This is a genomic window from Methylophilus sp. DMC14 (assembly GCF_056314085.1).
Map to the genome: position 1 here is coordinate 426,281 of NZ_JBQUZA010000002.1, position 26,780 is coordinate 453,060.

Below are 26,780 nucleotides of genomic sequence, written 5' to 3' on the forward strand. Positions count from 1 at the left end.
ACACGAAAAAATTGCGATAAGTGATTGACGCTGAATAATTACTGGGCAATAATGAGGCGGGTTTCAGGAAGGTTGATTATGAGTTTTTACAAGCACTGTTTTAAAGTTTTACTAATGTGTTCAATTGCTTTTGCACCTGCGGGTCAAGCCATTGCCAAATCATCCTCCAAGAAACAAACCGTTTCTGCGAGCAAAAGTAAAAAATACAGCGCGCGCGTTTCTTCACAGTACCGCGTTAACCCTGAAAAAACCAAAGGGATGCGCCCGGTGAAATTACACTCGCATGCCAGAAAAGCGGCGCGACCGACAGTCGATGCCGAGATGTTTGATTCGTTCCAAGGCAAATCGCTCAACAATGGCAATTTGTCCATCGCCTCAACCAAGGCGCTGGTGATGAACCAGAACACGCACGAGATCATTTACTCCAAAAACCTCGATACGCCGACACCGATTGCCTCCGTCACCAAACTCATGACTGCCATGGTCGTGCTGGATGCAAAACTTAACCTGAATGAAGAAGTATCCATTACTGAAATGGACGTTGACTACCTGAAAGGCACTTCTTCACGCCTGCCAGTCGGCACCACCATGACACGTGCCGACCTGTTGAACCTGGCTTTGATTGCCTCCGAAAACCGTGCAGCTTCTGCGCTGGCAACGCACTATCCAGGTGGTAAGGCCCGTTTTATCCAGGAAATGAACGCCAAAGCAGCCAGCCTGGGCATGATGAATACGCATTTTGAAGACTCCACCGGCCTGACCAGCAACAATGTCTCAACCGCCATGGACTTGGCCAAGATGGTTCACGCCGCGTATCAGTACCCATTAATACGCCAGATTACGACGACGTCTGACTACGACTTATATGTGAATAGCAGACGCCAGCCGATACACTTTCACAATACCAATGCCTTGGTGCGTGACAGCTCCAACAGCAGCTGGGAAATTGGCCTCTCCAAAACAGGGTATATCAGTGAAGCAGGCCGCTGCCTGGTAATGCAGGCAACCATTGCGGGTGAACCGCTCATCATGGTGTTGCTGGACTCCGTTGGTAAATTGACCCGAATTGGCGATGCCAAACGCATCAAAAAATGGATGGAACACAACTACAGCACCCTGACCTCCCAGAGTGCAGGCTCCGGCATTGTGCTGACCGGCCTGTCGATGAGCAAGTCTCTGAATGAAGAAGCCAACTAATCCTGAACTCTCATAAAAAAGGCCCGCATCCAGCGGGCCTTTTTTATGAGAGAAAGTTTAATGCTCTGCGCCATCAAACTCAGGATCATAACCTTCACTGATCGCCGATTTTTGCTTGTGCTGCTGCCACTGTTTGCGCAAAGCTTCTTTTTTCTCGGGACTCAAGCTTTGAAACTGCTGGTAACGTTTGCGCGCATTCTCGCGCTCGTATGGCGTCATGCGGCTCCATTTCACCAGTTGATGCTGGATGCGCTGCTGCTTCTGCGCATCCATTTTTGGATACTCCTTGGCAATATCGAGCATTTTTTCACGCTGCCAGGGCCGCAAGCTATCCCACTCACTGGCCAAAGGCGCCAACACGGTTTTCTGCTGTTCCGTCAACTGTGCCCAAGTCACATTGGCCGCAGGATCGGCCGGGGCCAGGTCATTCTTGATCGCCCCGATATCGGCCATCGCCATCACGCTCGAGGCAGCGGCCTCGCCCGGGAACGCTTCTGCAGCCACAAAACTCGGCAACGAAGTGCCGAAACAGAATATCCACCCTATCCACAAAGAATGATTTCGTATCATTTCTCATTATTCCATGAAAGCATTTTGTATCGCCCGGCGCACAACCCTACCCAAAGCGCCATCAAATATCTTCTGAATACTGCCAGGCAGCAAACCCGTTATCGACAAATGCCTCGACAGGCATATCATCGCTGAGCAACAGCGCATCATCATTCTGGCTGTTAGAGATAAACATCAAGCCCACCGCAAAAAAGATAGAGAACGCGGCCATCCCAGCGACACGGGGATGCCCCCATGAAGCCCATGACAACACATCCGACCAACCGGAACGGGCCTGATGCGCAGCTGCATGTTGCGCCAAAGCAGCCTGACGGGCCTTCGCCAACCGGTCTTGTACTGCGGCAGACAGCGGCCGATCATCCTGCTTGAGTGCCTGCACCCCTTCGCGCAGAGGGGTGGGCAAGTCATCATCCACGTGACGTTGTATCCTCATGCCTTACTCCTTGTTTGGCAGTTTCCGGCGACCAATGCCGGCCTGCTCCATTAACGTTGATAACGCACTGACTGCTCTGGAGCAGTGCGTTTTAACACTTCCTTCTGAACATCCCATCACCGACGCTGTTTCAGCAACGTCTAATTCCTCCCAATAACGCAGGACGAAGGCTTCCCGTTGACGTGCCGGTAATTTTGCCAGGGCTTTTTCAATCAGGCGCATCACTTGTGACCGCTCGAGTTGCTCGGCAGGATCCCCTTCCTGGGTTTCCACCTCTATCGTTTCAAGTGGGTCATAGTCTTCATCCTCTTGCGAACCGAGTGACGAAAACAGACTGGTCCACAAGTTGCGCACTTTCTGCCGCCGCCAGTAGTCGCGCATGGTATTTTGCAAAATGCGCTGAAACAACAATGGATATTCTTCAATCGGCTTGCTGGCGTATTTTTCAGCCAGCTTCATCATGGCATCCTGCACAATATCCAGTGCGGCATGATCGTCACGCACCGCATACGCCGTTTGCCTGAAGGCCCGTTTTTCAACCTGGCGTAAAAAATCCGATAGTTCTTGCGCACTCGCCACTACAAATTCCCATTCCCGCGATCGTCAGTTTCTCATGCTGACAAAGGTGCCATTTTTGCGACATTGTTGTGAGTGTTTATCCGTCTAAAACAAATATGCACGGTTTTATCTCCCTCTGACAGGGAGTATATCAGTTTTAAATTTAATTACTGTTAGAATAAGCCTGCGAATTGCCACGTGATAACGGCCACAAGCTCAATAGCAAAAGCACACTATTTATGCTCACAATTAAAAAATAATGTTTATGCCTTATCCAGTAAATTGCCAAGTAGTGCAAGCCGCCGCTCGGCAACCCTGCGTTTTTTCTGCGTGCGACTTATGATGATCAGCACGATTGAAAGAACCCCTGATATCCAGCACTTGCGCCTGTACACGCTCTTCAGGCTCGGAGCCTCGGGCATGTTGTTTGGCAGCCAGTTGTGGCCATTTTTTCGCAATGCCCCGGCAGAACCCTCGCTCACCTTTTGGGCATTGCTGCTATTCTTTTTATACGCGATTGCTGTCAGTGTCAGCTTTGAGTCCCTGCAATGCAAGCAAGGGCTAGCCGTCAAGATCCAGACTAGCCTCGACATTGTTTTTATCGTGCTCATGCTGCATTTTTTACCTGGCAACCAGAGTGCGATTGGGTTGCTGCTCATCATCAATATCATCTTTGCCGGGCTGATCAGCGATGGCCGCTTTGCCATGTTTTATGCGGCCATTGCCACCATAGGCATTCTGCTCGAGAACACTTTTCAGCTGTTAAACCGCAACGTGCCCATGAACGATTACAGCAATGCAGTGCTGTTGTCATTGAGTTGCTTTGCCACGGCCTGGCTGGCACAAACGCTGACTGCACGCATGCAAAGCAGTGAAAAGCTGGCCAGCCAGCGTGGGCGTGATATTGAACATTTAGCCAAAACTAACGCCCTGATCACGCAAGAAATGCCTAACGGGGTGCTGGTGATAGACCAGCACCAGCAGCTCAAACACTACAACCTGCAAGCCTGCAAGCTGCTGGGGTTGGAAGAATCACAAATGCTAGCAGCGCTGGAACTCTCCACCCCGGTGGAGCAACTGATTCCGGCAATCATGCAATTATTGCGTACGACGTCCTCGGCCAAACTGGCCTCGCCAGATGCCACCAAGCTCAGTATCAACAATCGCGACCTCGGTATCCGCTTTCACGCCATTTCAGAGAATGCAGACAATGGTGTGGTGATTTTTATTGAGGACTGGTCACAAATACAAACCCAGGCCCACCAGGTAAAACTGGCAGCACTGGGCAGGCTGACAGCGAATATCGCGCACGAAATCCGCAATCCGCTGAGTGCGATTAGCCATGCGACGCAACTCATGCAAGAAGACTCGCAGCAGCCTGGCACGCAGCGCATGCTGCAAATTATTTCTGACAACGTGCAGCGGCTGGATCAGATCATCAAGGATGTACTGGAATTGAACCGGCGCGACCGCACCAATCAGGAAAAATTAAATATCAACAGCTTTGTGCTGGAGTTTTATCAGCAGTTTTGTGCGGTAGAAAAGATTGCCCTGAGTGATTTCACACTCAGTTTGCCTGCAGCAGAGACCGGCATTATTTTTGATCGTCGGCACATCAACCAGATTTTATGGAATCTGTGTAAAAATGGATGGCGGCACAGTCAGCAACAGGCACAAAGCCTGCAACTGAGCGTCTTGAGCGATAAAAGCGGACAGTTTATTCACCTGCTGGTCAAAGACGATGGCCAAGGCGTGGACCCGAAAATTCAACCCCACTTGTTCGAACCGTTCATGACCACGGAGAAAACCGGGACCGGGCTGGGCTTGTTTATCGCAAGAGAGCTGGCTGAGGCCAATGGCGCAAAATTAAGTTATACCACGGGGGCCGGTGGCACCCAATTTTCACTGACAGTTAAAAAGGCAATTGTTTAAATGGCAAACACTTATCGTTGTCTGGTAGTTGATGACGAAACCGATATTCGCGAACTGGTCGTCCTGACACTGGAACGTATGGGCATACAGGCCGAGAGCGCCAGTACCGTCACAGATGCAAAACATATGCTGCAGTCTTTCAGCTATGACTTGTGCCTAACCGATATGCGCCTGCCGGATGGCTTGGGTCTGGAACTGGTACAGCACATCAATGCACAATTTCCGGGGCTGCCCGTCGCGGTAATTACGGCTTATGGCAGTGCAGAAAATGCGGTTTCTGCGCTCAAGGCCGGGGCCTACGACTACATCACCAAACCGATTTCACTCAAACAGTTGCGGCCATTAGTCGAGTCTGCGCTCAAGCTTTCCTCGCAAAAAGAATCTCAAGGAGCCAATACCGTCGATTTGATTGGGGCGTCTCCGGCCATGGGCTATGTCAGGACCATGATTGCCAAGCTGGCACGTAGCCAGGCTCCTGTTTACATCAGCGGGGAATCTGGCAGTGGTAAGGAGCTGGCCGCACGTCTCATCCACCAGAACAGCGCTCGCAAGGATCAGTCATTTGTGGCGGTCAACTGTGGTGCCATCCCCGAGAACCTGATGGAAAGCGAATTTTTTGGCTATAAAAAAGGGGCTTTTACCGGCGCCGTTCAGGATACGCAAGGCCTGTTTCAGGCCGCCAGTGGGGGCACCTTGTTTCTGGATGAAGTCGCCGACCTGCCGCTGGCCATGCAAGTGAAACTGCTGCGCGCGATTCAGGAGAAAAAAGTCCGCGTGGTGGGGAGCACCATTGAAGAGGCCGTGGATGTACGCATTATTTCTGCCACGCACAAAAACCTCAATGCCATGATGGAAAAAGGCGAATTCCGGCAGGATTTGTATTACCGACTCAATGTGATTCAGCTCAAAATGCCGGCCTTGCGTGAACGCCCTGAAGATATTCCTGAACTGACCGAGCGCTTGTTGGCCAAGTTGTGCCAGACACAAGGCATAGACATCCCGCTGATTGCCGATGATGCCAAAGTGTTTATTCAGCAACTGCCCTTTCATGGCAATGTCCGTGAACTGGAAAACATGCTGGAACGTGCTCTGGCGCTATGCGATGGCCAGACCATTACGGTAGAGGACTTGTCGCTGGAGGACATGCCGGCGCAACTCAGTGATCGCCCGGTGTTGCCCTGGAAGGCGCCAGTATTGGAACGCGCCAACGAACCTGTGGCGAAAGCGGTTGACGCGGCCCCGCCAGCCAGCGCCGCACCCGCGACGGCCCCCGGGACCATGTTACCGATGGATGTGAGCTTGTCTGATTATCTGGAAGATATTGAAAAACGCACGATTCTGCAAGCCCTGGAGAAAACCAACAACAATAAAACTGCGGCGGCCAAATTACTGGGCATCAGCTTCCGTACCTTGCGCTACCGCTTATCCAAGCTAGGACTGTCGAAAGAGCAAGACGCGGATCTGGACGAGGCAGACGGCGACGAAGAGTAAAACAAAAAGGCGACCAAATGGTCGCCTTTTTTCATCAAGCCAAGTTTAACTTAACACAAAGGCCAGATAGGCCAGATAGAACAACCCGTTGACAAGCAGGTGCCATACCAGCAAACCACCCTTGGCAATGCGGTAACGCACCCAGATGGCCGCCAGCAAAGTGATGATGATGCCGAGCGCGACTTCTTGCCGTGGCGACCAGTCAGTCAGCATAATGCCAATGGCAGGTAACAACGTGCCTTGAAACACCATGGCGCCAGTAATATTGCCAAACGCCAGCGTGTCTTTGCCTTTGCGTATCCACAAAATACTGTTCACTTTTTCTGGCAGCTCGGTGGCAATCGGGATAATGAGCAATGACAGCAGCAAGGCTGACACGCCCAAAATGGCAGCGGCAGTTTCCACTTCGTTAATAAAACCTTTGGCACCGACGATGAGCAATGCCAGGCCAAGGACCAATTGCAGCAAAATGGTCAGCATATTGGTTGGCAAGCCGACTCTGGACAGCATCATCACATCCTCTGCTTCGGTCGCATGCCCCTCCTCCACCAGGCCTTTAGACGCCTTGATGGTCATCAGCACATAGACAAAGTAGATCAGGATCATCAGGATACTGATCCCATAACGCACCATAGGGATAGTATGTGGAATAAACATCGCCACCGTGGCAAAGATAAACGCCAGGATAAAGAAATTCAGATCACGGATCAGGCCGGTGCGCTCGGGACGGATATGACCCTGTGCGCCACGACGCTTTAAGACTGAAAAAGCCATCAAACTGATGGATAAGGTTGCCAGCATCAAGGGCGCACCCAAAATCGCACCCACCCCGATGTCATTGCCGGCATGGCTGTCGCCCGTGGAGGACGTATACGAAAAAATCGCCAGCAATGGCACCAGCGTCTCTGGCAACGCAGTCCCCACCGCCGCAAAAATTGAGCCGGTCACGCCTTCAGAAATCCCCAGGCGCTCCCCTAAATGTTCCAGCGCGTTGGTAAACACCTCTGCGGCAACTAAAATCAGCACCAGCATCAGCAATAATTGTAAAAAAACCATACCTGTCCCTGTCTGGCGGTCATCAATCCTGCATGCGTCCACCGCCCGATCCGCATGTGCATGCCAAAGGTGTGCACGCGGGCGAAATCATAACGCAATTCGGTCAAATTCACCTACAATGTTCGTATGTCACGTCATTTGTCACCCATGATAGAAATTGATCATGCTGGCTTTGCCAGTCATGCGCGCATCATCACCTCGCCCAATCAGGACGACCGGCCTGAGCATGCGGCCATCGACATGATCGTGATCCACAACATCAGCCTGCCACCGCAACAATATGGCGGCGAGGGCATTACACAGTTATTCACCAACCGGCTGAATGCGGACGAACACCCTTACTACGCAGAAATTGCGCAACTCAGAGTATCTTCACATTTTCTGATCCGCCGAACCGGTGAGCTATTGCAGTATGTGAGTTGCGCGCAGCGGGCATGGCATGCCGGCGTTTCACAATGGCAAGGCCGCGAACGATGCAACGACTTTTCAGTTGGCATTGAACTGGAAGGCTGTGCTATTGAGGCGTTTGAAGATGCGCAATATGTCACCTTGCAAGCCTTGGTCAAGGCGCTACAGCAACGCTATCCCATCCAGCATATTGTCGGCCACGCAGACATTGCGCCGGGGCGCAAAACCGACCCCGGCCCGTTTTTTGACTGGCAGCGCCTCTCTACGAATGCTTAAGCCTTCGTAGCCTTATCCAGGCTCACTGCCATCACCCCGGCCAGCACCAGCAGAGTGCCCAGCCCCTGTACCCATGACAGATGCTCGCCCAGGAACAGGTAAGCAAGCAAAATGGTAGAGACCGGACCAATCGCACTGATCAGCGAGACTTTGCGGCTCCCCAATTGCTGGATGCCCAGATTCATCAACATCGAAGGTAGAACAGTCGCCACCAGCGCCATCAACAAAGCCAACCAGTAAACGGCCTGCGGGAATGAGACCACCTTTTCGTATGAACCATTGCAGGCAAAATGTGTAGCGCTAGCGAGCGCGGCCAGACCCATGGTCAACGCAGTAAAGCGGCTGGCCCCCCAACTTGGGAATCAGTTGCCCGCTCACCAGTAAATAACCGGCATAGACAATCGCACTAAGTAACACCAGCCCAACGCCATACAAGGTGTCTGCAGAATCGAATCCCGCCAGCGCCACATCATGCCAGACCACCAGCACGACACCTGCATAGCTGGTCACCATGGCAAACCACTCACGCCGGGTAATCTGGTGTTTAAGAAAAATCGCACTCATCACAACGACCAAGGTTGGGTATAGGAATAAAATGACTCGTTCCAGCCCTGCAGAGACATAACGCAAGCCTTCAAAATTAAGCCACATCGACCCATACCCACCAGCCATCGCTAACAATGCCAGCTTCCACCAGTCATGGCGCGCCATACGCACAGGCGTGCCTTGGCGCATAGCCCACCAGCCAAGTGCAGCGAAGAAAGGAATAGCAAACGCCATCCGCAAGGAGATCAAGGTCGCTGCATCTACATGATAGGCATAGGCCAGCTTGACCATAATCGCTTTTGATGAAAAGGCCACGGAGGATAACAGTACCAACATGGCACCGTAATAGGGGTGTGTCGCGTCTTTCATATGTGCCCTAAATAAAAGGGCTCGCCGGGAGGGAGGAACAACAGATCAACCGCGGAGAGCCCGCGGTTGCATGAGATTTACGACAAGCAGCAACCGCGGCACGCTGTGGCGACCAGCCACAATGCCTTTCGGTGCATTGCCAACACAATAGTTGAGAAAAATTGCTTGTTCATAAGGTTGGACAATTTACGTGGATCGGCAAAAATGGTCAAGCATCTTGTGATACACAGACGACAATTGCCTGATGTTGGGTGATTGCCACGATAGCCTCAACTTAAGCCAAGCGGCTTTTGCAGGGTGATCAGCTGCATGTTTTCAACCTTGGCCTGCCACATCTCTGGCTGGTAGGGAAACGGCCTGACCTCCCCGGTCGGCTGATAACCCAGCCGCTGATAAAACGCGATTAATGCCTGCCGCAGACTGACAACCGCCATTTGGCTGGCACGCACCTGCCAATGCTCCACCGCCCATTGCTCAGCCGCCAGAATCACTGTTTTGCCATACCCGCGGTTCTGCGCAGTCGGCTCTACGGCAATCATGCCCAGATGCACGGTCTGCTGTGCAGCATGCCATTCAGCACACAGCGTCACCCTCAATTGTGACGCCACCCAACCGGTGAGTATCTGGATATCATCCCTAGCGAGCAAACTCAGCACCTCCTCTGGCGTGGTACGCTTGCCATCGAGCAAATCAGCCTCCGTGGTCCATCCTGCCCGGCTGCTCTCGCCGCGATACGCACGATTCACCAGTGCCGCGATGATATTGGCCTCCTGCGCTTGCGCAGGTCTAATCACTAACTCAGTCATGACCTTATTGTGCTAATTTTTCAATGCGATGTTGCACCACCAAACTGCCTATCATATCGCCCTCGACATTGACGGCAGTACGGACGGTATCGAGCAAGCGGTCTATAGGCAACAAAATGGCAATGGCTTCAGCCGGCAATCCTACACTTTGCAACACCATCACCATGGTCACCATGCCCGCACTGGGAATCCCCGGGGCCCCCATGGCCGCGATCATGGTGGTTAAACACACCACCAACTGCTGCCCCAGCGACAAATCAATCCCGGCTAACTGCGCCACAAACAAGGCCGCTGCTGCCTCATACAGGGCCGTGCCATCCATATTCATGGTTGCCCCTAGCGGCACTACAAACCCGGCAATCTCAGGCTTCACATGCATGTTTTGCGTCGCACACCGCATCGTCACCGGCATGGTCGCATTGCTAGAACTGGTGGCAAAGGCCGTCACCAATGCCTCCCTGGCTTGCCGCAAAAACCACACGGGATGTTTGCCTGTAAACAGAAACAACAAGACCGGTAAAACAATCACGCCATGAAACAAGGTCGTCCCGGTCACCACCAGCATAAACTTGGTCAAAAAGGTAAACAGGCTCATATCCTGGGTTGCGACCAGCTTGAATAACAGTGCAGCAATCCCCCATGGTGCCAGCCGCATGATCCAACCAATCATCTGCATGCTTAGACCCATGCCCTCTTCAAACAACGCCAGCCATTGCGGATAGCGCTCGGACGCCATCACCAGCGCAATGCCCAAACACATGGCATAAGCAACAATCGCCAGAATATTACCCTCGGCCAGCGCCTTGAAGGGATTCATGAATATGCCGTGCAAAAACTGTGTGGAAAACTCGGGCAGGCTCATCTGCCTGGATTCAAACTGCTGCATGGCATGCGAAAACATTTCCAGATGCAGCCCTGCCCCCGGTTTAAAAAGATGACTCGCAGTCAACCCAATCACCACCGCGATGATGGTCGTGGTAGCAAAAAACAGCAAGGTTGTTTTCCACACCACATCAATCTGACGATGCTGGCGCAGATTGGCGATGCCAGTCACAATCGCGCAAAACACCAATGGGATCATCACCATTTTCAACAAATCAATGAACAAAGTACCCACTAAGTTCGCCGCATGAAGCGCCACACCATGTTCACCCGTATGTGCCAACCAGCCAAAAAAGACACCCCCAATGGCAGCAATGAATATTTGAACGTTGAGGCTGGGGAATTTCATTTTTTTGGCATTTTAAGGGAACAATGGCTTGGAAACATCATACTGCAACTCGGGTGAGTAATCACAGCATTGAAAGGGGAATAGGCTTAATGCATAACCAGCTCTTAAGACAGCCTTATTGCAAGGCCTAAACTTAGCAGACCACTTGGCGTACCGCCAGTGGGTACGCCTTAGCCAATTAAGCAGACTTTTCAAACACCGCCGCAAAAAACCCATCCGTGCCATGCAGATGAGGCAATAATTTCAGATAGTCACCTGTATCCATCACAATATTTTGCTGGGCTAAAACTTCATTGGCAGGGATGAGTTTGAAGTCAGGGTGTACAGCAAGAAAGGCTTCGGCGATGGCCTCATTCTCTTCACGTAACAAGCTACAGGTCGCATACACCACGCGGCCACCGGCTTTGCAGAGCTTGGCGGCGCGGGCGAGGATGTTGGTTTGTTTGACATTCAGTTCAGCCACATCTTCTTCAGCTTGGCGCCATTTTAAATCCGGGTTGCGGCGCAGGGTGCCGAGACCGCTACAAGGGGCGTCGACCAGCACGCGGTCAAACTTGCCGTTGAGGCGTTTGAGTTTGAGGTCGTTTTCGTTGTTAATCAGTTGTGCTTGCAGGTTGGATAAGCCGCTACGTTTGAGGCGCTGGCCGAGATTATTCAAGCGTTTTTCCGAGACATCAAAGGCATAGAGGCGACCGGTGTTTTTCATGAGTGCGCCAAGAGCCAGGGTTTTCCCGCCTGCCCCTGCACACAAATCTGCCACCATCTGGCCGCGTTTGGGGGCAACCAGATAGCTGAGCAACTGGCTACCTTCATCTTGCACCTCGATTTTGCCTTCGGTAAACAGGATGTGTTTGCCGATATTGAGGCGCGAACCCATACGGATGCCGACGGGGGAGTATGGCGTAGGCGTGATCACATTATCTTTAACCGTGTTTTCAGCCAGCATTCGAGCCAGCACTTCTTCACGGCTGGCCTTGATGGTGTTGACGCGCAAATCCAGACTGGCTTGCTCAAACATGCTGCGGCAGATGGTCATGGCTTCTGTCTCGCCATATTGTTCAACCAGCTTTTGCCAGAACCAGTCGCGCACATCGGCCAGCACTGCTGGCGCAAAGCCTTCACTGTTTTTGGCTTTGATGGTGACGGCCCATTCTTTTTGACGCTCGTCGAGCATCTCATCCAAGTCACGGATGCTTTTGCCCTCTATTTTAAGCAGCAAGGCGATAATGAGCTTGCGTGTGTCTTCTTGTTCATCTGGCTCGCTGACACTCACTTCACGCAAATAACGATAGCGGCGTAAGACGCCGTAGGCGGTTTCAGCCACCCAAGCACGGTCTTTGGTGCCCAGCTCGCGATGCTGACGGAAAAATTCGCCGAGCTTGGCATCGGCCGGACTTTCAAATTTCAGCAGGTCGTTTAACAGCATCGCCGTCTGGCGCATCAGGGATTGGTTCATCAGGTTCTTTCAATACTTACGATAGTTGCAATAGTTGCGTTATTCGGCGATCAAGCGCGTGGCCACTTGCTCAATCACCATGCCGTTTTTCTCGAGCTTTTTGATTTTAACCGGCACATAGCGATAGCCGCTGGCCAGCCATAATTCCACTTTTTCATCTGTGTCACCACGGGTGTGCGCAATATGCAGTGTAGGCACAGACTGCTCGGCAATCTCCAGCGTCTCCTCGCCTTCAAACACATACTCATATTCGCCCAGCCGACGGCCATTGGTTAATGTCACGCGCATTTCTTGCAGCGGCGGTACAAACATAAACTGATACATAAAACTCAGGATGTCTTGCGTATTGGCGGGCAACTCGCGCTTTTGCTCACCCTTGCTGGTTTTGAGGGTCAATTCACCGATCGCCCAGTTAAAGGTCGCCTCATAGGTTTTGCTTTCACGGCTACCAAACGCATAACGGTAATAGCTAGGCCTGAGCCCAGCGGGCCCCACTTCACCGCGACTTTGCTGTTCAAGCGAGGGGTACAACAATTTTAGCAGCCCCTTGCCCTCAACCAGCCAGCGTAAGGAATAACTTTCTGCAGTCTCGCGCACATATTCAATGCTGGCACTGCCGGCCGGGCGCGACTCGCCATTCACATACACCGCATACTCGGTCAGCACATGGCGATATGGCGGGGCAGGCCGCTCATCGTCCGTTGCCTCTGGATGATCACTGGCATGCCACTCGGCAATTTGTTCTGACACCGCCTCAGCCTCAGGCACAGCAGGCGCATCCTGAGCTGACTGACTCACATCTGCTGAGGATGACCCGCTTGAAGCATCCGGCGCGACACGATCAACCTGATCAGTCGCCGGTTCTGAAAGTGGCTGCGCGGAAGAGCGCTTTTTCGCCGCAGGCGCAGGGCGAGAGGCCTGCGCCTCAACCTTGGAAGCGACTGGCGCGGACTTGGTGGGCAACACAAGGCGTGCTTGCAATCGCGCTGGCTGTTCCGCTTCTGCCGGTAACCAGCTCCGCCAATTGACCTCACTCAACGCCAGCACATGCAGCACCAAAGAAACACAGAAAGCGAGAAACAACGGCCACGAAAAATGCTGCGTGATCTTTTCTCGTAACCTTGACGCTGGCATGTTTACGTTCCCAGCATTGACAGCATCACTGGCCGGTGATGCTGGTGATCACCTGCTCCATCTGTTTGCCATCATCTTGCACAATCAGCTTGACTGGCAGATAGCCTTTTTCTTTGGCCAGGTATAACGTTTTCTCACCCTCGGTATCCGCCAGTTTGATCACATTAAACGTCCCTGCCTCGGTGACAAGCGGTGTTTTTTCTTCGGTGATCACAAAGGCGTGGGGCGAGAGTTTTTTACCATTTGCCACGTCCAGGCTGATTTGTTTACCTTTAGGGGGCTGCCACATCCAGCAATACATCACACTTAGCAAATCCTGTACGTTTTTGGTCAACGGCACGGTTTCCTGCTCGTCTTTGATTTGCATATTGAGGATTTTTTTCGCCCAGTCAAATTCACTGATCAAGGCTTTATTCGGATGCTTGGACTGGCGTGACTCAAAATGTGCCGGACGTAAAGCATTCGAGATAACCTGGCCTTGACTGGAGAGTGTACGCTCACCCATCAGCTTGTAAATGCCTTTACCTTCCGCCAGGGAATTAATCTCGTAACGCCCTGCGGAGACATTGAGCTGATCTTTGATGGTGCCAATACTGACGCCTTGCTGCAGCAAATCATAGGTGACGGTCAGTTGCTTGGGCGCAGCAGACAAGCACGGTGCGGCCAACAAGCCTGCAATCGCCAGACAGAACGCTAGATGGCGGCAAAAACGCTGCATGCCAGCCATTACACCACCACGGTTGGGGCTTCGCCCGTTTGCTGTGCGCGAATCTGACCAATCCGGTAAACCGTCTCTCCTGCGGAGGCCAGCACGTCTTGCGCCTGGTCTGCGTGCTCTGCCGCCACAATCACGGCCATGCCAATACCGCAGTTAAACGTGCGGTACATTTCAATCGGTTCGATATTGCCTTGTGCCTGCAACCATTGGAACAAGGGTGGCAACGTCCAGCTGGCTTTCTGGATTTCTGCAGTCAGACCTTCAGGCAACACGCGCGGGATATTTTCGGTGATACCGCCACCCGTAATATGCGCCATGCCTTTGACTGGCAAAGTTTCCAGCAATTTGAGAATAGACTTCACATACAGCTTGGTCGGTGCCATCACCACATCTTTGAATTTGCGGCCATGGAAATCTGACTCCATATCAATCCCGGATGTTTCGATCAGTTTGCGGATCAAGGAGTAGCCATTGGAGTGCGCGCCACTGGAAGCCAGGCCCAGCACCACATCACCGGCACGAATGGTAGAACCGTCAATAATATTGGCTTTATCGACACAGCCAACAGCAAAGCCAGCCAAATCATATTCACCAGCAGGATACATGCCAGGCATTTCCGCGGTTTCACCGCCCACCAGCGCACAACCAGACTCTTCACACCCTTGCGCAATGCCTTTGATCACGGCTGCAGCGGTGCCGACTTCGAGTTTGCCACAGGCAAAATAATCGAGGAAAAATAGCGGCTCGGCGCCTTGCACCAGAATATCGTTCACACTCATGGCCACCAGGTCTATACCCACAGTGTCATGCTTGTTCAACTGAAATGCCAATTTAAGCTTGGTCCCCACGCCGTCAGTGCCCGAAACCAGCACAGGCTCCTTGAATTTTTTTGGCATGGCAAACAATGACCCAAACCCACCTATCCCGCCCATGACTTCAGGACGCAGCGTGCGCTTGGCAAAGGGCTTGATTTGTTCGACCAGGGCATCGCCCGCCTCAATGTCTACACCGGCATCGCGGTAGGTAATGGAAGTTTTATCAGAAGAAGTCGTCAAGATACTCTCGTTTCTTTCAATGCGATTAATTGTGTGACGCACTACCGGCAATGTGCAGATGTTTGCAACAAAGCGTAAGACCGCGTCGAAATTCAGTATAATTTTAAAATAATCATTATTTTAACGCATCTTGCCAGTTCGACCTATGCCGGATTCGCGCATGCGCCCTACCCATGTCAGATCAAGACCATCACAAGTCCATTGCTACCCAGTTTGTCAGTGATCATCGCTGGTGGATTGTGATCGGCATTTTCATTTACCTGTTTTACCTGCTTGAGCCCATCCTCACGCCTTTTCTGGCCGCTGCCGTGATTGCCTATATGCTGGACCCCATGGTGGACAAACTGAGCGAAGCCGGCCTGGGTCGCTGGCAGTTTGGCCGTACCGTCGCCACCTTGCTGGTGATGACTGGCGTCATTCTGGCGTTGATTGGTCTGTTGCTGATCTTGATTCCGCTCTTGCAACAGCAATCGCAGTTAATCGCGCAACGCTTACCGGTCGTGGTCGATCACTTCCATCAGCAGGTAGAGCCCTGGTTACGCGACAAATTCGGCATCCACCTTGATATTGACAGCAATGTTGTCCAAAAACTGATCAGCGAGCACTGGCAAACCGCAGGCAGCATGCTGGGCAGTTTCTTGCTCAGCGCCGGGCAAAAAGGCCTTAACCTGATTGGCATGTTTGCCAACATTTGCCTGTTGCCTGTGGTGTTGTTTTATTTTCTGCGAGACTGGGATCATATGGTGGCTGAAACCGGCAACCTGATCCCGCGCAACTGGATCGCGCGGGTAAAGCATATCTGTAAAGACGTAGACAGCGTGGTCGCAGAGTTCTTGCGTGGCCAGCTTTCCGTCATGCTGTCGCTATGCGTGTTTTACAGCGTCGGCCTGTGGCTGGTGGGGCTGGATATGGCGCTCTCCATCGGCATGATTGCCGGCTTGTTAAGCTTTGTCCCCTACCTGGGTTTTGCCTTGGCCTTTGTGATGGCAGTCTTGCTCGCATTGTTACAGTTTGCCTCGCTACCAGAAGTAGTCCCAGTCCTGCTGGTATTCGGCGTCGGCCAGTTTGTAGAAAGCTTTCTGCTCACGCCTATTTTAGTGGGCGACCGCATCGGCTTGCACCCGGTCATTGTGATTCTCGCGTTAATGGCAGGTGGGCAATTATTTGGGTTTGCCGGCGTATTGCTGGCGTTGCCGGTGAGTGCCGCGATTGCCGTAGGCCTGCGCCATACCAAACAAAGTTATTTGCGTAGCGAAACCTATTTGAATAGCGAGCCGAATCTGATCCAAACCCTGGATGAGTGATCTCTCGCGATAAGACTGCCGTGAAACAACTGCTACTGAATATTCAGCCGCCGGCCGCGCCCGGTTTTGACAACTTTATTGTGGGCCAAAACCAAGAGGCGCTGGCCAGCTTACATGCCGTGCTGGCCGCACAAGCCCCCACCCGATTTCTTTACCTCTGGGGCGAATCTGGCAGTGGTAAAAGCCATTTATTGCTGGCCGCACAAGCCCTGGGAGCGCATATTGCCGATGATGTGCATCTGCTGGATGAAGAGTCACAAATCATTTTGTTTGATACTTTTAACCAGATCAAGGCGGAAGGCGGCATGCTGGTGACCGCTGGCAGCCATGCGCCCACCCAGATGGGCTTGCGTGATGACCTCGCGACCAGGCTGGCCTGGGGCTTGGTTTATCAACTACATCCGCTGAGTGACAGTGAAAAAGCGGAAGCCTTGCGTGCACATGCGCATGAGCGTGGCATGAAATTACCCGAAGAGGTGATTGCTTACTGCTTGCGCTATTTGCGCCGGGACTTGCCAACACTGATGGCCGTGCTGGACGCGCTGGATAAATGGTCGTTGACCACCAAAAAGCCCGTCACCGTCGCCATGCTCAAAAAAATGCGTCAGTTGCAGACAACGCGGTAATCAAACACAAGACGGGCACCACACTCAGCTATCGACTTACTCGCCAAAGCTGAAACGATTCTTGCCATTTTTCTTGGAGTCGTACATGGCTTTATCTGCCACATGCAACAACTGTTTCACGTTTTTGCCATGATGCGGGTATTCGGCAATGCCGATACTCACCCCGATTTCCAATTGAATCCCGCGCACAACCACGGGTTGCGCAAACAAGTGGATCAAGCGCTGCGCGAGCTGCGTCAATTCCAGCCGATGTAAGTAGTTGCTCACCACCAATACAAACTCGTCTCCGCCCTGACGGGCCAGAAAGTCAGACTGTCTCAGCACTTTCTTAAACATATTTGCCACTTCAATTAGCAAGGCATCGCCCACATCATGTCCATAGGCATCGTTCACCCGTTTGAACCCATCCAGATCCATAAAAAAGACAGCAAACTGCTTGGAGCCTATCCTGGCCATTTCGTAAGTGCTTTCCAGATAGACATTCACACTGCGGCGGTTTGGCAGGCTGGTGAGCAAATCGTGATCCGCCTGATGGCTAAGCTGCTTAGCTACGGCCTGATTTTCCATGACCTGTTCCAGCAAAAGGGTGGTACTGCGGTAAGAAAAGACCAAGACGCTGATAATGACAATACTCAATAGAATCGCTACCGTCACTGAAGCCAGAATGCGATTGCGGATCGCTTGCTCAAACCACTGACGTTTGATCAGCAACTGCTCATCAATCTGCGCCAGTTGCCCATCAATAAGTTTCATCAACTCGCGTCCGCGATCTCGGCTTAATGAAAGATGAGGCGCGTACTCACCCGCATGCATCTGCACCTGCACACTTTTATCCATGGCATTAAATTTTTGTTGCACCAGCTGTTTGATGTTAGCCAGCAAGGGGCGTGCAGCCGAAGACACTTCAAGGTCGTGCTCCAGTAGCGAGATCGCTTTCATGGCTTCTGCTTGGCCCTGCTCCAAGGCATCCAGAAACAGGGTATGGCCAGTGAGCAAATAACCACGCTGCCCACTCTCGGCATTGGTGATCGCCTTGCCCAACGCCACCACCTGGTAGCGCTGCCTGTCTACCAGGTCTTTTTGCTCTGAGTAATTAACGAGCTGATACATGGCGACAAACAGCCCTGCCATTGAGATGCATAATAATGCAGCCGCAATGATTAGCGGGATAAGTATTCGTCGCTTGTAGTTAAACATACAGACTTTATATCGTCACATATTCACATGGTGTTTAGGGATTTTTGCTAAATAATTGATGATAAAGCCTTGTCGAATAGAATAAAATAGCGGTTTGATAGATAACCACTATCCCTATTATGCTCAGAATCACAGAAATCAAGCTAGCCATTGAGCTTGCAGATACACTCAAACACCAAGACGACCAGATCAAGGCCGCGCTGCTCAAGCGTCTGGAGATCCCCGAAAGCGATCTGATTCGCTTTGAAATCTTTAAGCGTGGCGTGGATGCGCGCAAATCACATGCCATATTGTATGTGTACAACCTGGATGTCGAAGTCAAAAACGAAGCCAAAATACTGGCACGGTTTAAAAAAGACCCGCACATCAAACCGGCACCGGATACCAGCTACCATTTTGTTGCACAGTCAAATCAAGCCAAAACACACCGGCCTGTTGTGGTCGGGTTTGGCCCAGCCGGGATTTTTGCCGCGCTGATTCTCGCGCAAGCCGGCTTCACTCCGATAGTGCTCGAACGCGGCAAAGAAGTACGCAAGCGGACCCAAGACACCTGGGGACTCTGGCGCAAACGCACATTGAACCCTGAGTCCAACGTGCAGTTTGGTGAAGGCGGAGCAGGCACGTTCTCGGATGGCAAACTCTACAGCCAGATCAAAGACCCCAAGCATTACGGCCGCAAGGTCTTGCAGGAATTCGTCAAGGCCGGGGCGCCAGAAGAAATTCTTTATGTCAGCCATCCGCACATCGGAACGTTCCGTCTGGTCGGCATGGTTGAAGAAATGCGCAATACCATTATTAGCCTGGGGGGAGAGATCCGCTTTGAAAGCCGGGTGACCGATATTGCGATTGAAAATGAACAGGTACAAGGCGTGACCTTGCATAGTGGTGAGTTCATTCCAACCAACCACCTGGTGCTCGCCGTCGGCCACAGCGCACGGGACACGTTTGAGATGGTCTATGAAAGAGGCGTGTATGTTGAAGCCAAGCCGTTCTCGATTGGCTTCCGCATTGAACATCCACAAAGCCTGATAGATCGCGCGCGCTATGGCAAAAGCTATAGCGACGATATCCTTAAAAAACTGGGCGCAGCTGATTACCGGCTGGTGCATCACGCGCAAAATGGCCGTAGCGTGTATAGCTTTTGCATGTGCCCGGGCGGCACGGTAGTTGCCGCCACCTCAGAACCCAACCGCGTGGTGACCAATGGCATGAGCCAATATAGCCGCAACGAGCGTAACGCCAATGCCGGCATTGTGGTCGGCATCACGCCGGAAGTGGATTATCCCGGCCATCCGCTGGCCGGGGTCGAATTCCAGCGCCAGCTAGAAAGCCAGGCCTACGTGCTCGGCGGCAGTAATTACTCAGCCCCCGGCCAACTGATAGGCGACTTTTTAGCTAACCGCCCTTCGACCCAATTTGGTGAAGTGACGCCGTCTTACACACCCGGTGTGCACTTGACCAACCTGGATACGGCATTGCCTGAATTCGCGATTAGCGCCATGCGTGAAGCGATCCCGGCTTTTGCCAAACAAGTTACCGGGTTTGACCTGGCGGATGGCGTCCTCACAGGTGTTGAAACCCGCACATCCAGCCCGATCCGCATCAAACGCAACGACGATACCTTGCAAAGCATCAACACCAAAGGCTTGTTTCCCTGTGGTGAAGGCGCAGGCTACGCAGGCGGCATTCTGTCAGCTGCCGTAGATGGGATTAAAGTAGCTGAAGCAGTTTCAATATCTATCTTGTCTTAAAGATCAGCACATGTTTGGCACGTGTGCTGGTCTCATTTTTCCGGCATCTCCATGGAGCGGTGCACATGCGCGTGATGAACCGAGACAGGGGCGTGCATCCGTAGGTGCAAGCTGTACATAATCCAGACTGAACCCGCCACAAAAATCACCATAATCAATACGGTGAACAAGAGTGACATGACGTTCCAGCGCTCATTAGCAGATCGGTCTAGATGCAAAAAGAAGTGCAAATGTACGACCATCTGCACAATCGCTGCCAGCAATACCCCCACCAGCAACCCTGATTGTGGTAAAAATCCATTCATCACAAGCGCAAACGGCACTGCAGTCAGCACAAGTGCTAATACAAAACCCGTCACATATCCCTGTAAAGTGCCGTGGTATGGCACCTCAGTCGGCCCGTTATTGTGCTGTGTTTCTGTCTGCATCAAATCACTCCCATCAGGTAAACAATGCTAAAGACACCAATCCAGACGATATCCAGAAAATGCCAAAACAAGCTTAAGCGCACCAGTCTTGATCGCACCGGAGTATTCAGCCCACGTGCAGAGACTTGCGCCATCATCACAACAATCCATATCAACCCGAAACTGACGTGTGCCCCATGGGTCCCTACCAGCGTAAAAAATGCTGATAGAAAACCACTCCGAGAAGGCCCGTGACCAGCCATGACCAGATGGTGAAACTCATTGATTTCCATCCCGATAAATCCTAGGCCCAGCAAAAATGTCATCCCCAACCAAAGCATCACTTTCTGCGCTTGATTCTTTTGCATGTTAAGCATTGCTAGACCATAAGTCACGCTACTGACCAACAACAACATGGTTTCAGCAAACACATAAGGCAGTTCAAACAAGGTCTTGCCACTCGGACCGCCAGCAAAACTCTGACTTTGTACGGCAAAAGTCGCGAACAGGGCAGCGAACAATACACAATCGGTCATGATATACAGCCAGAAGCCGAAAATAGTATTACCGACAGGGTCATGCCCGGCATGACCGTGCGTATGCATCACTTGAGTAGAATGTTGTACGCTCATGGTTTCACCTGATCATCAAATGCTTGAGAAATATCGGAAGACTTGCTGCTTAACCCGGCGAGCTGAAGATAACGCGCATCTTCAATCCGCTGCACTTCTGCTGCCGGGACATAGTAATCTACGTCGGTATCTGAAGCGCGCACAATAACACTCACCACTAAACCAATGGCACCGAGCAATGCCAGCCACCAAATCTGCCAGATCATGGCAAAGCCGAAAATAAATGCCAATATCCCCATAACAAAGCCCAGAGCTGTATTTTTTGGCATATGAATATCTTCATACTGTTGTGGACGATCATATGCGACGCCTTTTTCTTTCATGTCAGTCCACGCATCCAGATCCTCTACCACTGGAACCACTGCAAAATTATAAAAAGGCGGTGGCGATGACATGGCCCACTCCAAGGTGTGTCCGTTCCATGGGTCGCCACTGGCATCACGCAACTCAGCACGATTTTTGTAGCTGACCACCAACTGGATGACTTGCATAACGATGCCCGCAAACACAAACACCGTACCGACAAGGGCGACCATCAGCAATGGATGCCACTCAGGATTAATGTAGTGCTCCAGTCGGCGCGGCATCCCCATTAAGCCCAGAGCATACAATGGCATAAAGGCCAAACCGAAACCGAGTACCCAGGCCCAGAAAGCCCGCTTACCCCAGACTTCATCCAGCTTGTAACCAAACATTTTTGGAAACCAATAAGTAAAGCCAGCGAAATAGCCAAATAAAGCGCCAGGAATCAGCATGTTATGGAAATGCGCCACCAGGAACAGGCTATTATGCAAAACGAAGTCGGCTGGTGGCACGGCGAGCAGCACGCCCGTCATGCCACCAATACTGAAATAAACAATAAACGCCAACGCCCACAACATGGGGGAGGTGATTTGCACGCGCCCGCGATACATGGTGAACAGCCAATTAAAAATCTTCACGCCTGTGGGGACCGCAATAATCATGGTGGCAATCCCAAATACTGCGTTGACATCACCGCCCTCACCCATGGTAAAGAAATGGTGCAACCATACAGAGAATGACAGGACGCCAATCGCCGCGGTCGCGTAGACCATGGATTTATATCCGAACAGGCGCTTTTGCGAGTAGGCAGAGACCACTTCAGAGAACATGCCAAATGCCGGCAAGATCACAATATAGACCTCAGGATGGCCCCATATCCAGAAAAGATTCGGGTACATCATCATATTGCCGCCCAAACTGTTGGTAAAAAAATGCATATCCAGATAGCGATCCAGGCTCAACAGTGCCAAAGTAACAGTCAGTACTGGAAAAGACAACATAATCAGCACATTAGTCACCAATATCGTCCAGCTAAATACTGGCATCCGCATGAGCGTCATACCTGGCGCACGCATTTTCATGATCGTGACAAAGAAATTAATCCCTGTGACCATGGTGCCAATACCACCGATCTGAATACTCCAAATCCAGTAATCCACCCCAACACCCGGGCTGTAGTCCATCTCGGACAATGGCGGATATCCGGTCCAACCCGCCTTGGAAAACTCACCAACCGCCAAAGACAGCATGATCAGCATGGCGCTGATTGCGGTCAACCAGAAACTCACCGAGTTAAGGAAAGGAAACGCGACATCCCGTGCACCAATCTGTTGTGGCACAACCACATTCATCAAGCCAATAAAAAATGGCATTGCGACAAAAATAATCATGATGGTGCCGTGCGCACTGAAAATCTGATCATAATGCTCGGGCGGCAAATATCCGTAGGAGGATCCGACGGCCATGGCTTGCTGTATGCGCATCATGATGGCGTCGGCAAAACCTCGCAGCAACATGACCCCTGCGAGCACAATGTACATGATACCGATACGTTTGTGATCGACACTGGTGAACCACTCATGCCACAAATAAGCCCACTTACCCTGGACGGTGATCCAAGCCAGAATAAGCAGACCGATCAATGCGGAGACACCCACCGCCCCCATAACGATAGGATTATCATAGGGAATTGCAGAAAGCGTCAGCTTTCCAAACAGCTCTGTTTCCAAGGTACTACTCCCGAGAATGCGAAATTGTTGTCGGCTGCGAAGCCGCAGAAGCAAATTGCTGATGACCAGCAGGCTGTCGGCATAAGTCAGCAGTTTGCTGTTGGGAAGTCATGTCCGGCATATACTTCATCAGGACATCGTCAAAGAGGCCTGATTTTACCTGCGTAAAATATTGCACCGGCGTATGATGGCTAGGGATCTCTAAGCTTTTAAAATGCGCTTGATCCAATGGAATCTTGGACTGACGCACTTTACTCAACCAAGTGTTAAAGCCCTTCTCATCTGTGGCAATCGTATGAAAATGCATGCCCGAAAAACCATCGCCACTAAACTGTGAATTCAAGCCTTGAAACACCCCGATACGGTTGGCCTGCAAATGTAATTTGGTTTCCATCCCCGCCATGGCGTAAATTTGGCTACCCAGCTGCGGAATAAAGAAAGAAGTCATGACCGAATCAGACGTAATGCGGAAGCTGACCGGGACATTGGCAGGCACCACAAGCTGATTAACAGACGCGATACCTAACTCAGGATAAATAAACAGCCATTTCCAGTCCATGGAAATAGCTTCCACCTGAATGGGTTTTACTGTTGACGCCAGTGGCTGGTAAGGATCAAGCCGATGTGAATAGTCCCACACCAGAACACTCAATATTGTTACGATCACGGCTGGCACCAGCCAAACCACGACCTCAATCTTGAAGGAGTGTGCCCATTTCGGGGCAAAGTCTGCTGATTGTTTGGAGGCACGGTATTTCCAGGCAAACATGATCGCCATCACGATGACCGGAATGACCACCGTTAACATCAGCGCAAACGCAATAATAATTAGTCTTTTTTCATCTGCGGCCACGGGCCCTGCGGGATCGAGTAGTACCCATGATGAACAATTGGTCAGACACTCTACAGCATGTTGGGGAAGAATTTCACTCAACGGGATTTCCTGCATATAGCAACTTCCTTAACTAACTTGCGCCACATCAAACCTGTGACTGGGCGAGAAATGACCTTGGCCGTCATGAATGTAACCGCCCATTTCCTCATGAACCTTTTGAGTTCTGGAAAGTATGCTAAATAAATTGTCTTACATTGACCTTGCAGGCTTAACGATTAACCTCTTTTCGACAAAAAATTACGCCCTCTACTTTGGAGATTGATCCAAAGTAGAGGGCGATGCAACAGTAATACTTTAAGGTTAATGATTCATTATTGACGAATCAGGTAATCAAATGCCCCCAGTGCCGCATTCGAGCCTTCCCCCATGGCAATGATGATCTGCTTGTAAGGAATCGTTGTGACATCCCCGGCCGCAAACACGCCTGGCAACGAAGTGGCATTGTGGTGGTTAATTTCAATTTCACCATATTTGCTCAGGTCCAGGGTGCCTTTCAGCCAGTCACTGTTGGGAACTAGGCCGATCTGGATAAACACGCCTTCCAGTGCGATATGTTTGCTCTCGCCAGAGACGCGATCCGTGTAGGTCAAGCCATTGACGCGTGCCCCATCCCCCGTGATTTCGGTGGTCTGCGCACTGGTTAAAATCGTCACGTTTTCAAGTGAGCGCAGTTTGCGTTGCAGCACGGCATCGGCTTTCAGTTCAGTATCAAACTGCAGCAAGGTGACATGCCCCACGACGCCCGCCAGGTCAATCGCAGCCTCAACGCCGGAGTTACCGCCGCCAATCACCGCGACATGCTTGCCCTTGAACAAGGGGCCATCGCAGTGTGGGCAGTAGGCCACGCCTTTATTTTTATAGGCCTCTTCGCCAGGCACATTCAGATTTCTCCAGCGAGCACCGGTGGCCAGAATCACGGACTTGCTGCGCAAAATCGCCCCGCTTTCGAGCTTCACTTCAATCAAGCCAGCATGTTTGCTGTCGGTTTTGCTAGGCTCGGCCAATCCAACGGCACGTTGCAATGGCATGATATCCACGTCGTAGGTTTTCACGTGCTCTTCAAGCGCCGCGACCAGTTTAGGGCCCTCGGTCTCTTTGACTGAAATAAAGTTTTCAATCGCCAGGGTATCGTTAACCTGGCCACCAAAGCGCTCAGCGACGATGCCCGTGCGTATGCCTTTACGGGCCGCATAAATTGCGGCTGAAGCACCCGCCGGGCCACCACCCACCACCAGCACATCAAACGCTTCTTTGGCATTGAGCTTTTCGGCTTCTTTGGCCACTGCGCCAGTATCCACTTTGGCCAGAATTTCTTCGACCAGCATACGGCCCGAGGCAAACATTTCGCCATTGAGGAAAGTCGCAGGCACCGCCATGATGTTGCGCTCATTGACTTCGTCCTGAAACAGCGCGCCGTCAATCACGGTGGTCTGAATGCGTGGGTTGAACACGGTCATCAGCGTGGTTGCCTGCACGACATCCGGGCAGTTATGGCAAGACAAGCTCATATACACTTCAAAATTCAAATCGCTATCCAGCGCCTTGATCTGGTCAAGTACATCCTGTTCAACCTTAGGCGGATGGCCACCGGTCCACAACAAGGCCAGTACCAAGGAGGTGAACTCATGGCCTAATGGAATCGCCGCAAAGCGCACACCATGGGTTTCGCCTTCTTTAGCAATGACAAATGAAGGTTTGCGTTCATCATTGCCGCTCTCATCCAGGCTGACCTTGTCGGACAACGCGGCAATTTCTTGCAACAGTTCACGCATTTCTGCTGCACGCTCACTCCCATCCAGCGAAGCGATCAAGCGGATAGGCTGGCGCAACATGCCTAGGTAGGTTTGTAACTGGGCCTTTAAGGTGTCATCTAACATATTCATTCTCCAAAATCACGGCTGGTGCATTTCTTCAGGCAACAACAAGCCGTGGCCATCATGCATGGCAATCAAAAATGGTTGGGGGAAACTCGCTCAGGAAAAACCACCGTTCACATCCACTCAGTGACTTTTCCTGAGCGCCCTGCTTGCGCAGGGCGTTGCTCATACCAATCTCAACGAGATTAGATCTTACCTACCAAGTCCAAAGATGGGGTCAAGGTTTTTGCACCTTCGTTCCACTTGGCTGGGCACACCTGGCCTGGGTTAGCAGCGGTATATTGCGCAGCCTTCAATTTGCGCAGTGTTTCTTTCACATCACGGGCGATTTCGTTGCTGTGTACTTCAACAGTCTTGATCACGCCGTCTGGGTTGATCACGAACGTACCGCGCAGAGCCAAACCTTCTTCATCAATATGCACGTCAAAAGCACGTGTCAATTGGTGCGTTGGGTCACCAACCAGTGGGAATTTTGCCTTGCCAACTGCAGGTGAAGTCTCGTGCCAAACCTTGTGGGAGAAGTGGGTATCGGTGGTCACGATGTACACTTCAGCACCAGCCTTCTGGAATTCTGCGTAGTTGTCAGCCGCATCTTCAACTTCTGTTGGGCAGTTGAAAGTGAATGCTGCCGGCATGAAAATCAACACAGACCATTTGCCTTTCAAAGACTCTTCAGTCACCTCGATAAATTTACCGTTGTGGAATGCTTGTGCCTTGAATGGTTGTACTTGTGTGTTAATCAATGACATTTAGTTCTCCTTTATGATTTAGAACATGGGTTAATTAAACAGGGCTTATTAAAAATTGCTGTGTCTCAACAGC

General features: G+C 51.6%; 26 protein-coding genes. 7 read left to right on the forward strand and 19 right to left on the reverse strand.

Annotated features, from left to right (window positions below; all coding sequences use genetic code 11):
* The first annotated feature begins 114 nt into the window (after nucleotides 1–114).
* The gene (gene pbpG, locus ACT53C_RS06340) at nucleotides 115–1,197 is read left to right on the forward strand and encodes a D-alanyl-D-alanine endopeptidase (RefSeq protein ID WP_194749810.1); all 1,083 of its coding nucleotides are present in this window, start codon (nucleotides 115–117) and stop codon (nucleotides 1,195–1,197) included.
* A gap of 57 nt (nucleotides 1,198–1,254) precedes the next feature.
* Here pbpG and ACT53C_RS06345 read toward each other — a convergent pair whose 3' ends face one another.
* The 3 genes from ACT53C_RS06345 to ACT53C_RS06355 all read right to left on the reverse strand — a co-directional run bounded on the left by ACT53C_RS06345 (nucleotide 1,255) and on the right by ACT53C_RS06355 (nucleotide 2,779).
* Nucleotides 1,255–1,656, reverse strand: a complete 402-nt coding sequence (locus tag ACT53C_RS06345; RefSeq protein ID WP_379073753.1) for a DUF3106 domain-containing protein — start codon at nucleotides 1,654–1,656, stop codon at nucleotides 1,255–1,257.
* Between the two features lie 172 nt (nucleotides 1,657–1,828).
* Entirely contained in the window at nucleotides 1,829–2,200 is a 372-nt protein-coding gene (locus tag ACT53C_RS06350; protein ID WP_194749808.1) for a DUF3619 family protein, read from the reverse strand.
* Nucleotides 2,201–2,203: 3 nt separating this feature from the next.
* Complete coding sequence (locus ACT53C_RS06355) at nucleotides 2,204–2,779, reverse strand: RNA polymerase sigma factor (protein ID WP_275356485.1); 576 nt, start codon at nucleotides 2,777–2,779, stop codon at nucleotides 2,204–2,206.
* A gap of 318 nt (nucleotides 2,780–3,097) precedes the next feature.
* Here ACT53C_RS06355 and ACT53C_RS06360 point away from each other — a divergent pair, with 318 nt between their 5' ends.
* Entirely contained in the window at nucleotides 3,098–4,690 is a 1,593-nt protein-coding gene (locus ACT53C_RS06360; protein ID WP_476145299.1) for a two-component system sensor histidine kinase NtrB, read from the forward strand.
* Nucleotides 4,691–6,181 (forward strand): sigma-54-dependent transcriptional regulator, encoded by a 1,491-nt coding sequence (locus ACT53C_RS06365; protein WP_476145300.1) that lies wholly within the window; start codon nucleotides 4,691–4,693, stop codon nucleotides 6,179–6,181. It abuts the gene before it with no gap.
* A 45-nt stretch (nucleotides 6,182–6,226) separates the two neighbouring features.
* Here the strand turns inward: ACT53C_RS06365 and ACT53C_RS06370 are convergent, their stop codons facing one another.
* The gene (locus ACT53C_RS06370; protein WP_476145301.1) at nucleotides 6,227–7,237 is read right to left on the reverse strand and encodes a sodium:calcium antiporter; all 1,011 of its coding nucleotides are present in this window, start codon (nucleotides 7,235–7,237) and stop codon (nucleotides 6,227–6,229) included.
* Between the two features lie 126 nt (nucleotides 7,238–7,363).
* Between ACT53C_RS06370 and ampD the strand changes: the two genes are divergently transcribed.
* Nucleotides 7,364–7,921 (forward strand): 1,6-anhydro-N-acetylmuramyl-L-alanine amidase AmpD, encoded by a 558-nt coding sequence (gene ampD / locus ACT53C_RS06375; RefSeq protein ID WP_476145302.1) that lies wholly within the window; start codon nucleotides 7,364–7,366, stop codon nucleotides 7,919–7,921.
* Here the strand turns inward: ampD and ACT53C_RS06380 are convergent.
* The 8 genes from ACT53C_RS06380 to purM all read right to left on the reverse strand — a co-directional run bounded on the left by ACT53C_RS06380 (nucleotide 7,918) and on the right by purM (nucleotide 15,236).
* Nucleotides 7,918–8,244, reverse strand: a complete 327-nt coding sequence (locus ACT53C_RS06380) for an EamA family transporter (protein ID WP_476145303.1) — start codon at nucleotides 8,242–8,244, stop codon at nucleotides 7,918–7,920. The genes ampD and ACT53C_RS06380 overlap by 4 nt on opposite strands.
* Nucleotides 8,222–8,836 (reverse strand): DMT family transporter, encoded by a 615-nt coding sequence (locus tag ACT53C_RS06385; RefSeq protein ID WP_476145304.1) that lies wholly within the window; start codon nucleotides 8,834–8,836, stop codon nucleotides 8,222–8,224. Before ACT53C_RS06385 ends, ACT53C_RS06380 begins: the two co-directional genes overlap by 23 nt.
* A gap of 269 nt (nucleotides 8,837–9,105) precedes the next feature.
* Nucleotides 9,106–9,642, reverse strand: coding sequence for a GNAT family N-acetyltransferase (locus ACT53C_RS06390; protein ID WP_476145305.1), 537 nt, complete (start codon nucleotides 9,640–9,642; stop codon nucleotides 9,106–9,108).
* Nucleotides 9,643–9,646: 4 nt separating this feature from the next.
* On the reverse strand, nucleotides 9,647–10,873 hold the full coding sequence (locus tag ACT53C_RS06395) for a dicarboxylate/amino acid:cation symporter (protein ID WP_476145306.1): 1,227 nt from the start codon (nucleotides 10,871–10,873) through the stop codon (nucleotides 9,647–9,649).
* A gap of 178 nt (nucleotides 10,874–11,051) precedes the next feature.
* A complete protein-coding gene (locus ACT53C_RS06400) occupies nucleotides 11,052–12,329 on the reverse strand; it encodes an RsmB/NOP family class I SAM-dependent RNA methyltransferase (RefSeq protein WP_476145307.1) in 1,278 nt (425 codons plus the stop codon).
* A gap of 39 nt (nucleotides 12,330–12,368) precedes the next feature.
* Nucleotides 12,369–13,463 (reverse strand): DUF3108 domain-containing protein, encoded by a 1,095-nt coding sequence (locus ACT53C_RS06405; protein ID WP_476145308.1) that lies wholly within the window; start codon nucleotides 13,461–13,463, stop codon nucleotides 12,369–12,371.
* 25 nt (nucleotides 13,464–13,488) lie between these two features.
* Nucleotides 13,489–14,190 (reverse strand): DUF3108 domain-containing protein, encoded by a 702-nt coding sequence (locus tag ACT53C_RS06410; RefSeq protein WP_476145309.1) that lies wholly within the window; start codon nucleotides 14,188–14,190, stop codon nucleotides 13,489–13,491.
* A complete protein-coding gene (purM, locus tag ACT53C_RS06415) occupies nucleotides 14,190–15,236 on the reverse strand; it encodes a phosphoribosylformylglycinamidine cyclo-ligase (protein WP_379073382.1) in 1,047 nt (348 codons plus the stop codon). The genes ACT53C_RS06410 and purM overlap by 1 nt, the downstream gene beginning before the upstream one ends.
* 173 nt (nucleotides 15,237–15,409) lie before the next feature.
* Here purM and ACT53C_RS06420 point away from each other — a divergent pair, with 173 nt between their 5' ends.
* Both ACT53C_RS06420 and ACT53C_RS06425 read left to right on the forward strand, forming a co-directional pair.
* On the forward strand, nucleotides 15,410–16,540 hold the full coding sequence (locus ACT53C_RS06420) for an AI-2E family transporter (protein WP_194749796.1): 1,131 nt from the start codon (nucleotides 15,410–15,412) through the stop codon (nucleotides 16,538–16,540).
* 20 nt (nucleotides 16,541–16,560) lie between these two features.
* Nucleotides 16,561–17,166, forward strand: coding sequence for an HdaA/DnaA family protein (locus ACT53C_RS06425; protein ID WP_476145310.1), 606 nt, complete (start codon nucleotides 16,561–16,563; stop codon nucleotides 17,164–17,166).
* 36 nt (nucleotides 17,167–17,202) lie between these two features.
* Here the strand turns inward: ACT53C_RS06425 and ACT53C_RS06430 are convergent, their stop codons facing one another.
* On the reverse strand, nucleotides 17,203–18,297 hold the full coding sequence (locus ACT53C_RS06430; RefSeq protein ID WP_476145311.1) for a diguanylate cyclase domain-containing protein: 1,095 nt from the start codon (nucleotides 18,295–18,297) through the stop codon (nucleotides 17,203–17,205).
* A gap of 185 nt (nucleotides 18,298–18,482) precedes the next feature.
* On the opposite strand from ACT53C_RS06430, the gene ACT53C_RS06435 reads away from it, so the two are divergent.
* Nucleotides 18,483–20,114, forward strand: a complete 1,632-nt coding sequence (locus ACT53C_RS06435; protein WP_476145312.1) for an NAD(P)/FAD-dependent oxidoreductase — start codon at nucleotides 18,483–18,485, stop codon at nucleotides 20,112–20,114.
* 32 nt (nucleotides 20,115–20,146) lie between these two features.
* Here ACT53C_RS06435 and cyoD read toward each other — a convergent pair whose 3' ends face one another.
* The 6 genes from cyoD to ahpC form a co-directional block, all read right to left on the reverse strand.
* The gene (gene cyoD, locus ACT53C_RS06440) at nucleotides 20,147–20,542 is read right to left on the reverse strand and encodes a cytochrome o ubiquinol oxidase subunit IV (RefSeq protein WP_476145313.1); all 396 of its coding nucleotides are present in this window, start codon (nucleotides 20,540–20,542) and stop codon (nucleotides 20,147–20,149) included.
* Complete coding sequence (gene cyoC / locus ACT53C_RS06445) at nucleotides 20,542–21,153, reverse strand: cytochrome o ubiquinol oxidase subunit III (protein WP_476145314.1); 612 nt, start codon at nucleotides 21,151–21,153, stop codon at nucleotides 20,542–20,544. Before cyoC ends, cyoD begins: the two co-directional genes overlap by 1 nt.
* The gene (gene cyoB / locus ACT53C_RS06450; RefSeq protein WP_476145315.1) at nucleotides 21,150–23,186 is read right to left on the reverse strand and encodes a cytochrome o ubiquinol oxidase subunit I; all 2,037 of its coding nucleotides are present in this window, start codon (nucleotides 23,184–23,186) and stop codon (nucleotides 21,150–21,152) included. Before cyoB ends, cyoC begins: the two co-directional genes overlap by 4 nt.
* Before the next feature lie 4 nt (nucleotides 23,187–23,190).
* Nucleotides 23,191–24,135 carry a ubiquinol oxidase subunit II gene (gene cyoA / locus ACT53C_RS06455; protein WP_476145316.1) on the reverse strand — a complete coding sequence of 315 codons (945 nt, stop codon included), beginning with the start codon at nucleotides 24,133–24,135 and terminating at the stop codon, nucleotides 23,191–23,193.
* A 257-nt stretch (nucleotides 24,136–24,392) separates the two neighbouring features.
* Nucleotides 24,393–25,958: an alkyl hydroperoxide reductase subunit F gene (gene ahpF, locus ACT53C_RS06460; RefSeq protein ID WP_476145317.1), complete on the reverse strand. Its 1,566-nt coding sequence runs from the start codon at nucleotides 25,956–25,958 to the stop codon at nucleotides 24,393–24,395.
* Between the two features lie 185 nt (nucleotides 25,959–26,143).
* Nucleotides 26,144–26,707 carry an alkyl hydroperoxide reductase subunit C gene (ahpC, locus tag ACT53C_RS06465; RefSeq protein ID WP_313986261.1) on the reverse strand — a complete coding sequence of 188 codons (564 nt, stop codon included), beginning with the start codon at nucleotides 26,705–26,707 and terminating at the stop codon, nucleotides 26,144–26,146.
* Nucleotides 26,708–26,780: the final 73 nt, after the last annotated feature.

Bases quoted from the DNA above. Each gene is read 5' to 3' on its own strand.
- pbpG (WP_194749810.1), top strand. From the start codon at position 115: ATGTGTTCAATTGCTTTTGCACCTGCGGGTCAAGCCATTGCCAAATCA.
- ACT53C_RS06345 (WP_379073753.1), bottom strand. From the start codon at position 1,656: ATGGCGATGGCCGATATCGGGGCGATCAAGAATGACCTGGCCCCGGCC.
- ACT53C_RS06350 (WP_194749808.1), bottom strand. From the start codon at position 2,200: ATGAGGATACAACGTCACGTGGATGATGACTTGCCCACCCCTCTGCGC.
- ACT53C_RS06360 (WP_476145299.1), top strand. From the start codon at position 3,098: ATGATGATCAGCACGATTGAAAGAACCCCTGATATCCAGCACTTGCGC.
- ACT53C_RS06365 (WP_476145300.1), top strand. From the start codon at position 4,691: ATGGCAAACACTTATCGTTGTCTGGTAGTTGATGACGAAACCGATATT.
- ACT53C_RS06370 (WP_476145301.1), bottom strand. From the start codon at position 7,237: ATGGTTTTTTTACAATTATTGCTGATGCTGGTGCTGATTTTAGTTGCC.
- ampD (WP_476145302.1), top strand. From the start codon at position 7,364: ATGTCACGTCATTTGTCACCCATGATAGAAATTGATCATGCTGGCTTT.
- ACT53C_RS06380 (WP_476145303.1), bottom strand. From the start codon at position 8,244: ATGGGTCTGGCCGCGCTCGCTAGCGCTACACATTTTGCCTGCAATGGT.
- ACT53C_RS06385 (WP_476145304.1), bottom strand. From the start codon at position 8,836: ATGAAAGACGCGACACACCCCTATTACGGTGCCATGTTGGTACTGTTA.
- ACT53C_RS06390 (WP_476145305.1), bottom strand. From the start codon at position 9,642: ATGACTGAGTTAGTGATTAGACCTGCGCAAGCGCAGGAGGCCAATATC.
- ACT53C_RS06395 (WP_476145306.1), bottom strand. From the start codon at position 10,873: ATGAAATTCCCCAGCCTCAACGTTCAAATATTCATTGCTGCCATTGGG.
- ACT53C_RS06400 (WP_476145307.1), bottom strand. From the start codon at position 12,329: ATGAACCAATCCCTGATGCGCCAGACGGCGATGCTGTTAAACGACCTG.
- ACT53C_RS06405 (WP_476145308.1), bottom strand. From the start codon at position 13,463: ATGCCAGCGTCAAGGTTACGAGAAAAGATCACGCAGCATTTTTCGTGG.
- ACT53C_RS06410 (WP_476145309.1), bottom strand. From the start codon at position 14,190: ATGGCTGGCATGCAGCGTTTTTGCCGCCATCTAGCGTTCTGTCTGGCG.
- ACT53C_RS06420 (WP_194749796.1), top strand. From the start codon at position 15,410: ATGTCAGATCAAGACCATCACAAGTCCATTGCTACCCAGTTTGTCAGT.
- ACT53C_RS06430 (WP_476145311.1), bottom strand. From the start codon at position 18,297: ATGGCAGGGCTGTTTGTCGCCATGTATCAGCTCGTTAATTACTCAGAG.
- ACT53C_RS06435 (WP_476145312.1), top strand. From the start codon at position 18,483: ATGCTCAGAATCACAGAAATCAAGCTAGCCATTGAGCTTGCAGATACA.
- cyoD (WP_476145313.1), bottom strand. From the start codon at position 20,542: ATGCAGACAGAAACACAGCACAATAACGGGCCGACTGAGGTGCCATAC.
- cyoC (WP_476145314.1), bottom strand. From the start codon at position 21,153: ATGAGCGTACAACATTCTACTCAAGTGATGCATACGCACGGTCATGCC.
- cyoA (WP_476145316.1), bottom strand. From the start codon at position 24,135: ATGCAGGAAATCCCGTTGAGTGAAATTCTTCCCCAACATGCTGTAGAG.
- ahpF (WP_476145317.1), bottom strand. From the start codon at position 25,958: ATGTTAGATGACACCTTAAAGGCCCAGTTACAAACCTACCTAGGCATG.
- ahpC (WP_313986261.1), bottom strand. From the start codon at position 26,707: ATGTCATTGATTAACACACAAGTACAACCATTCAAGGCACAAGCATTC.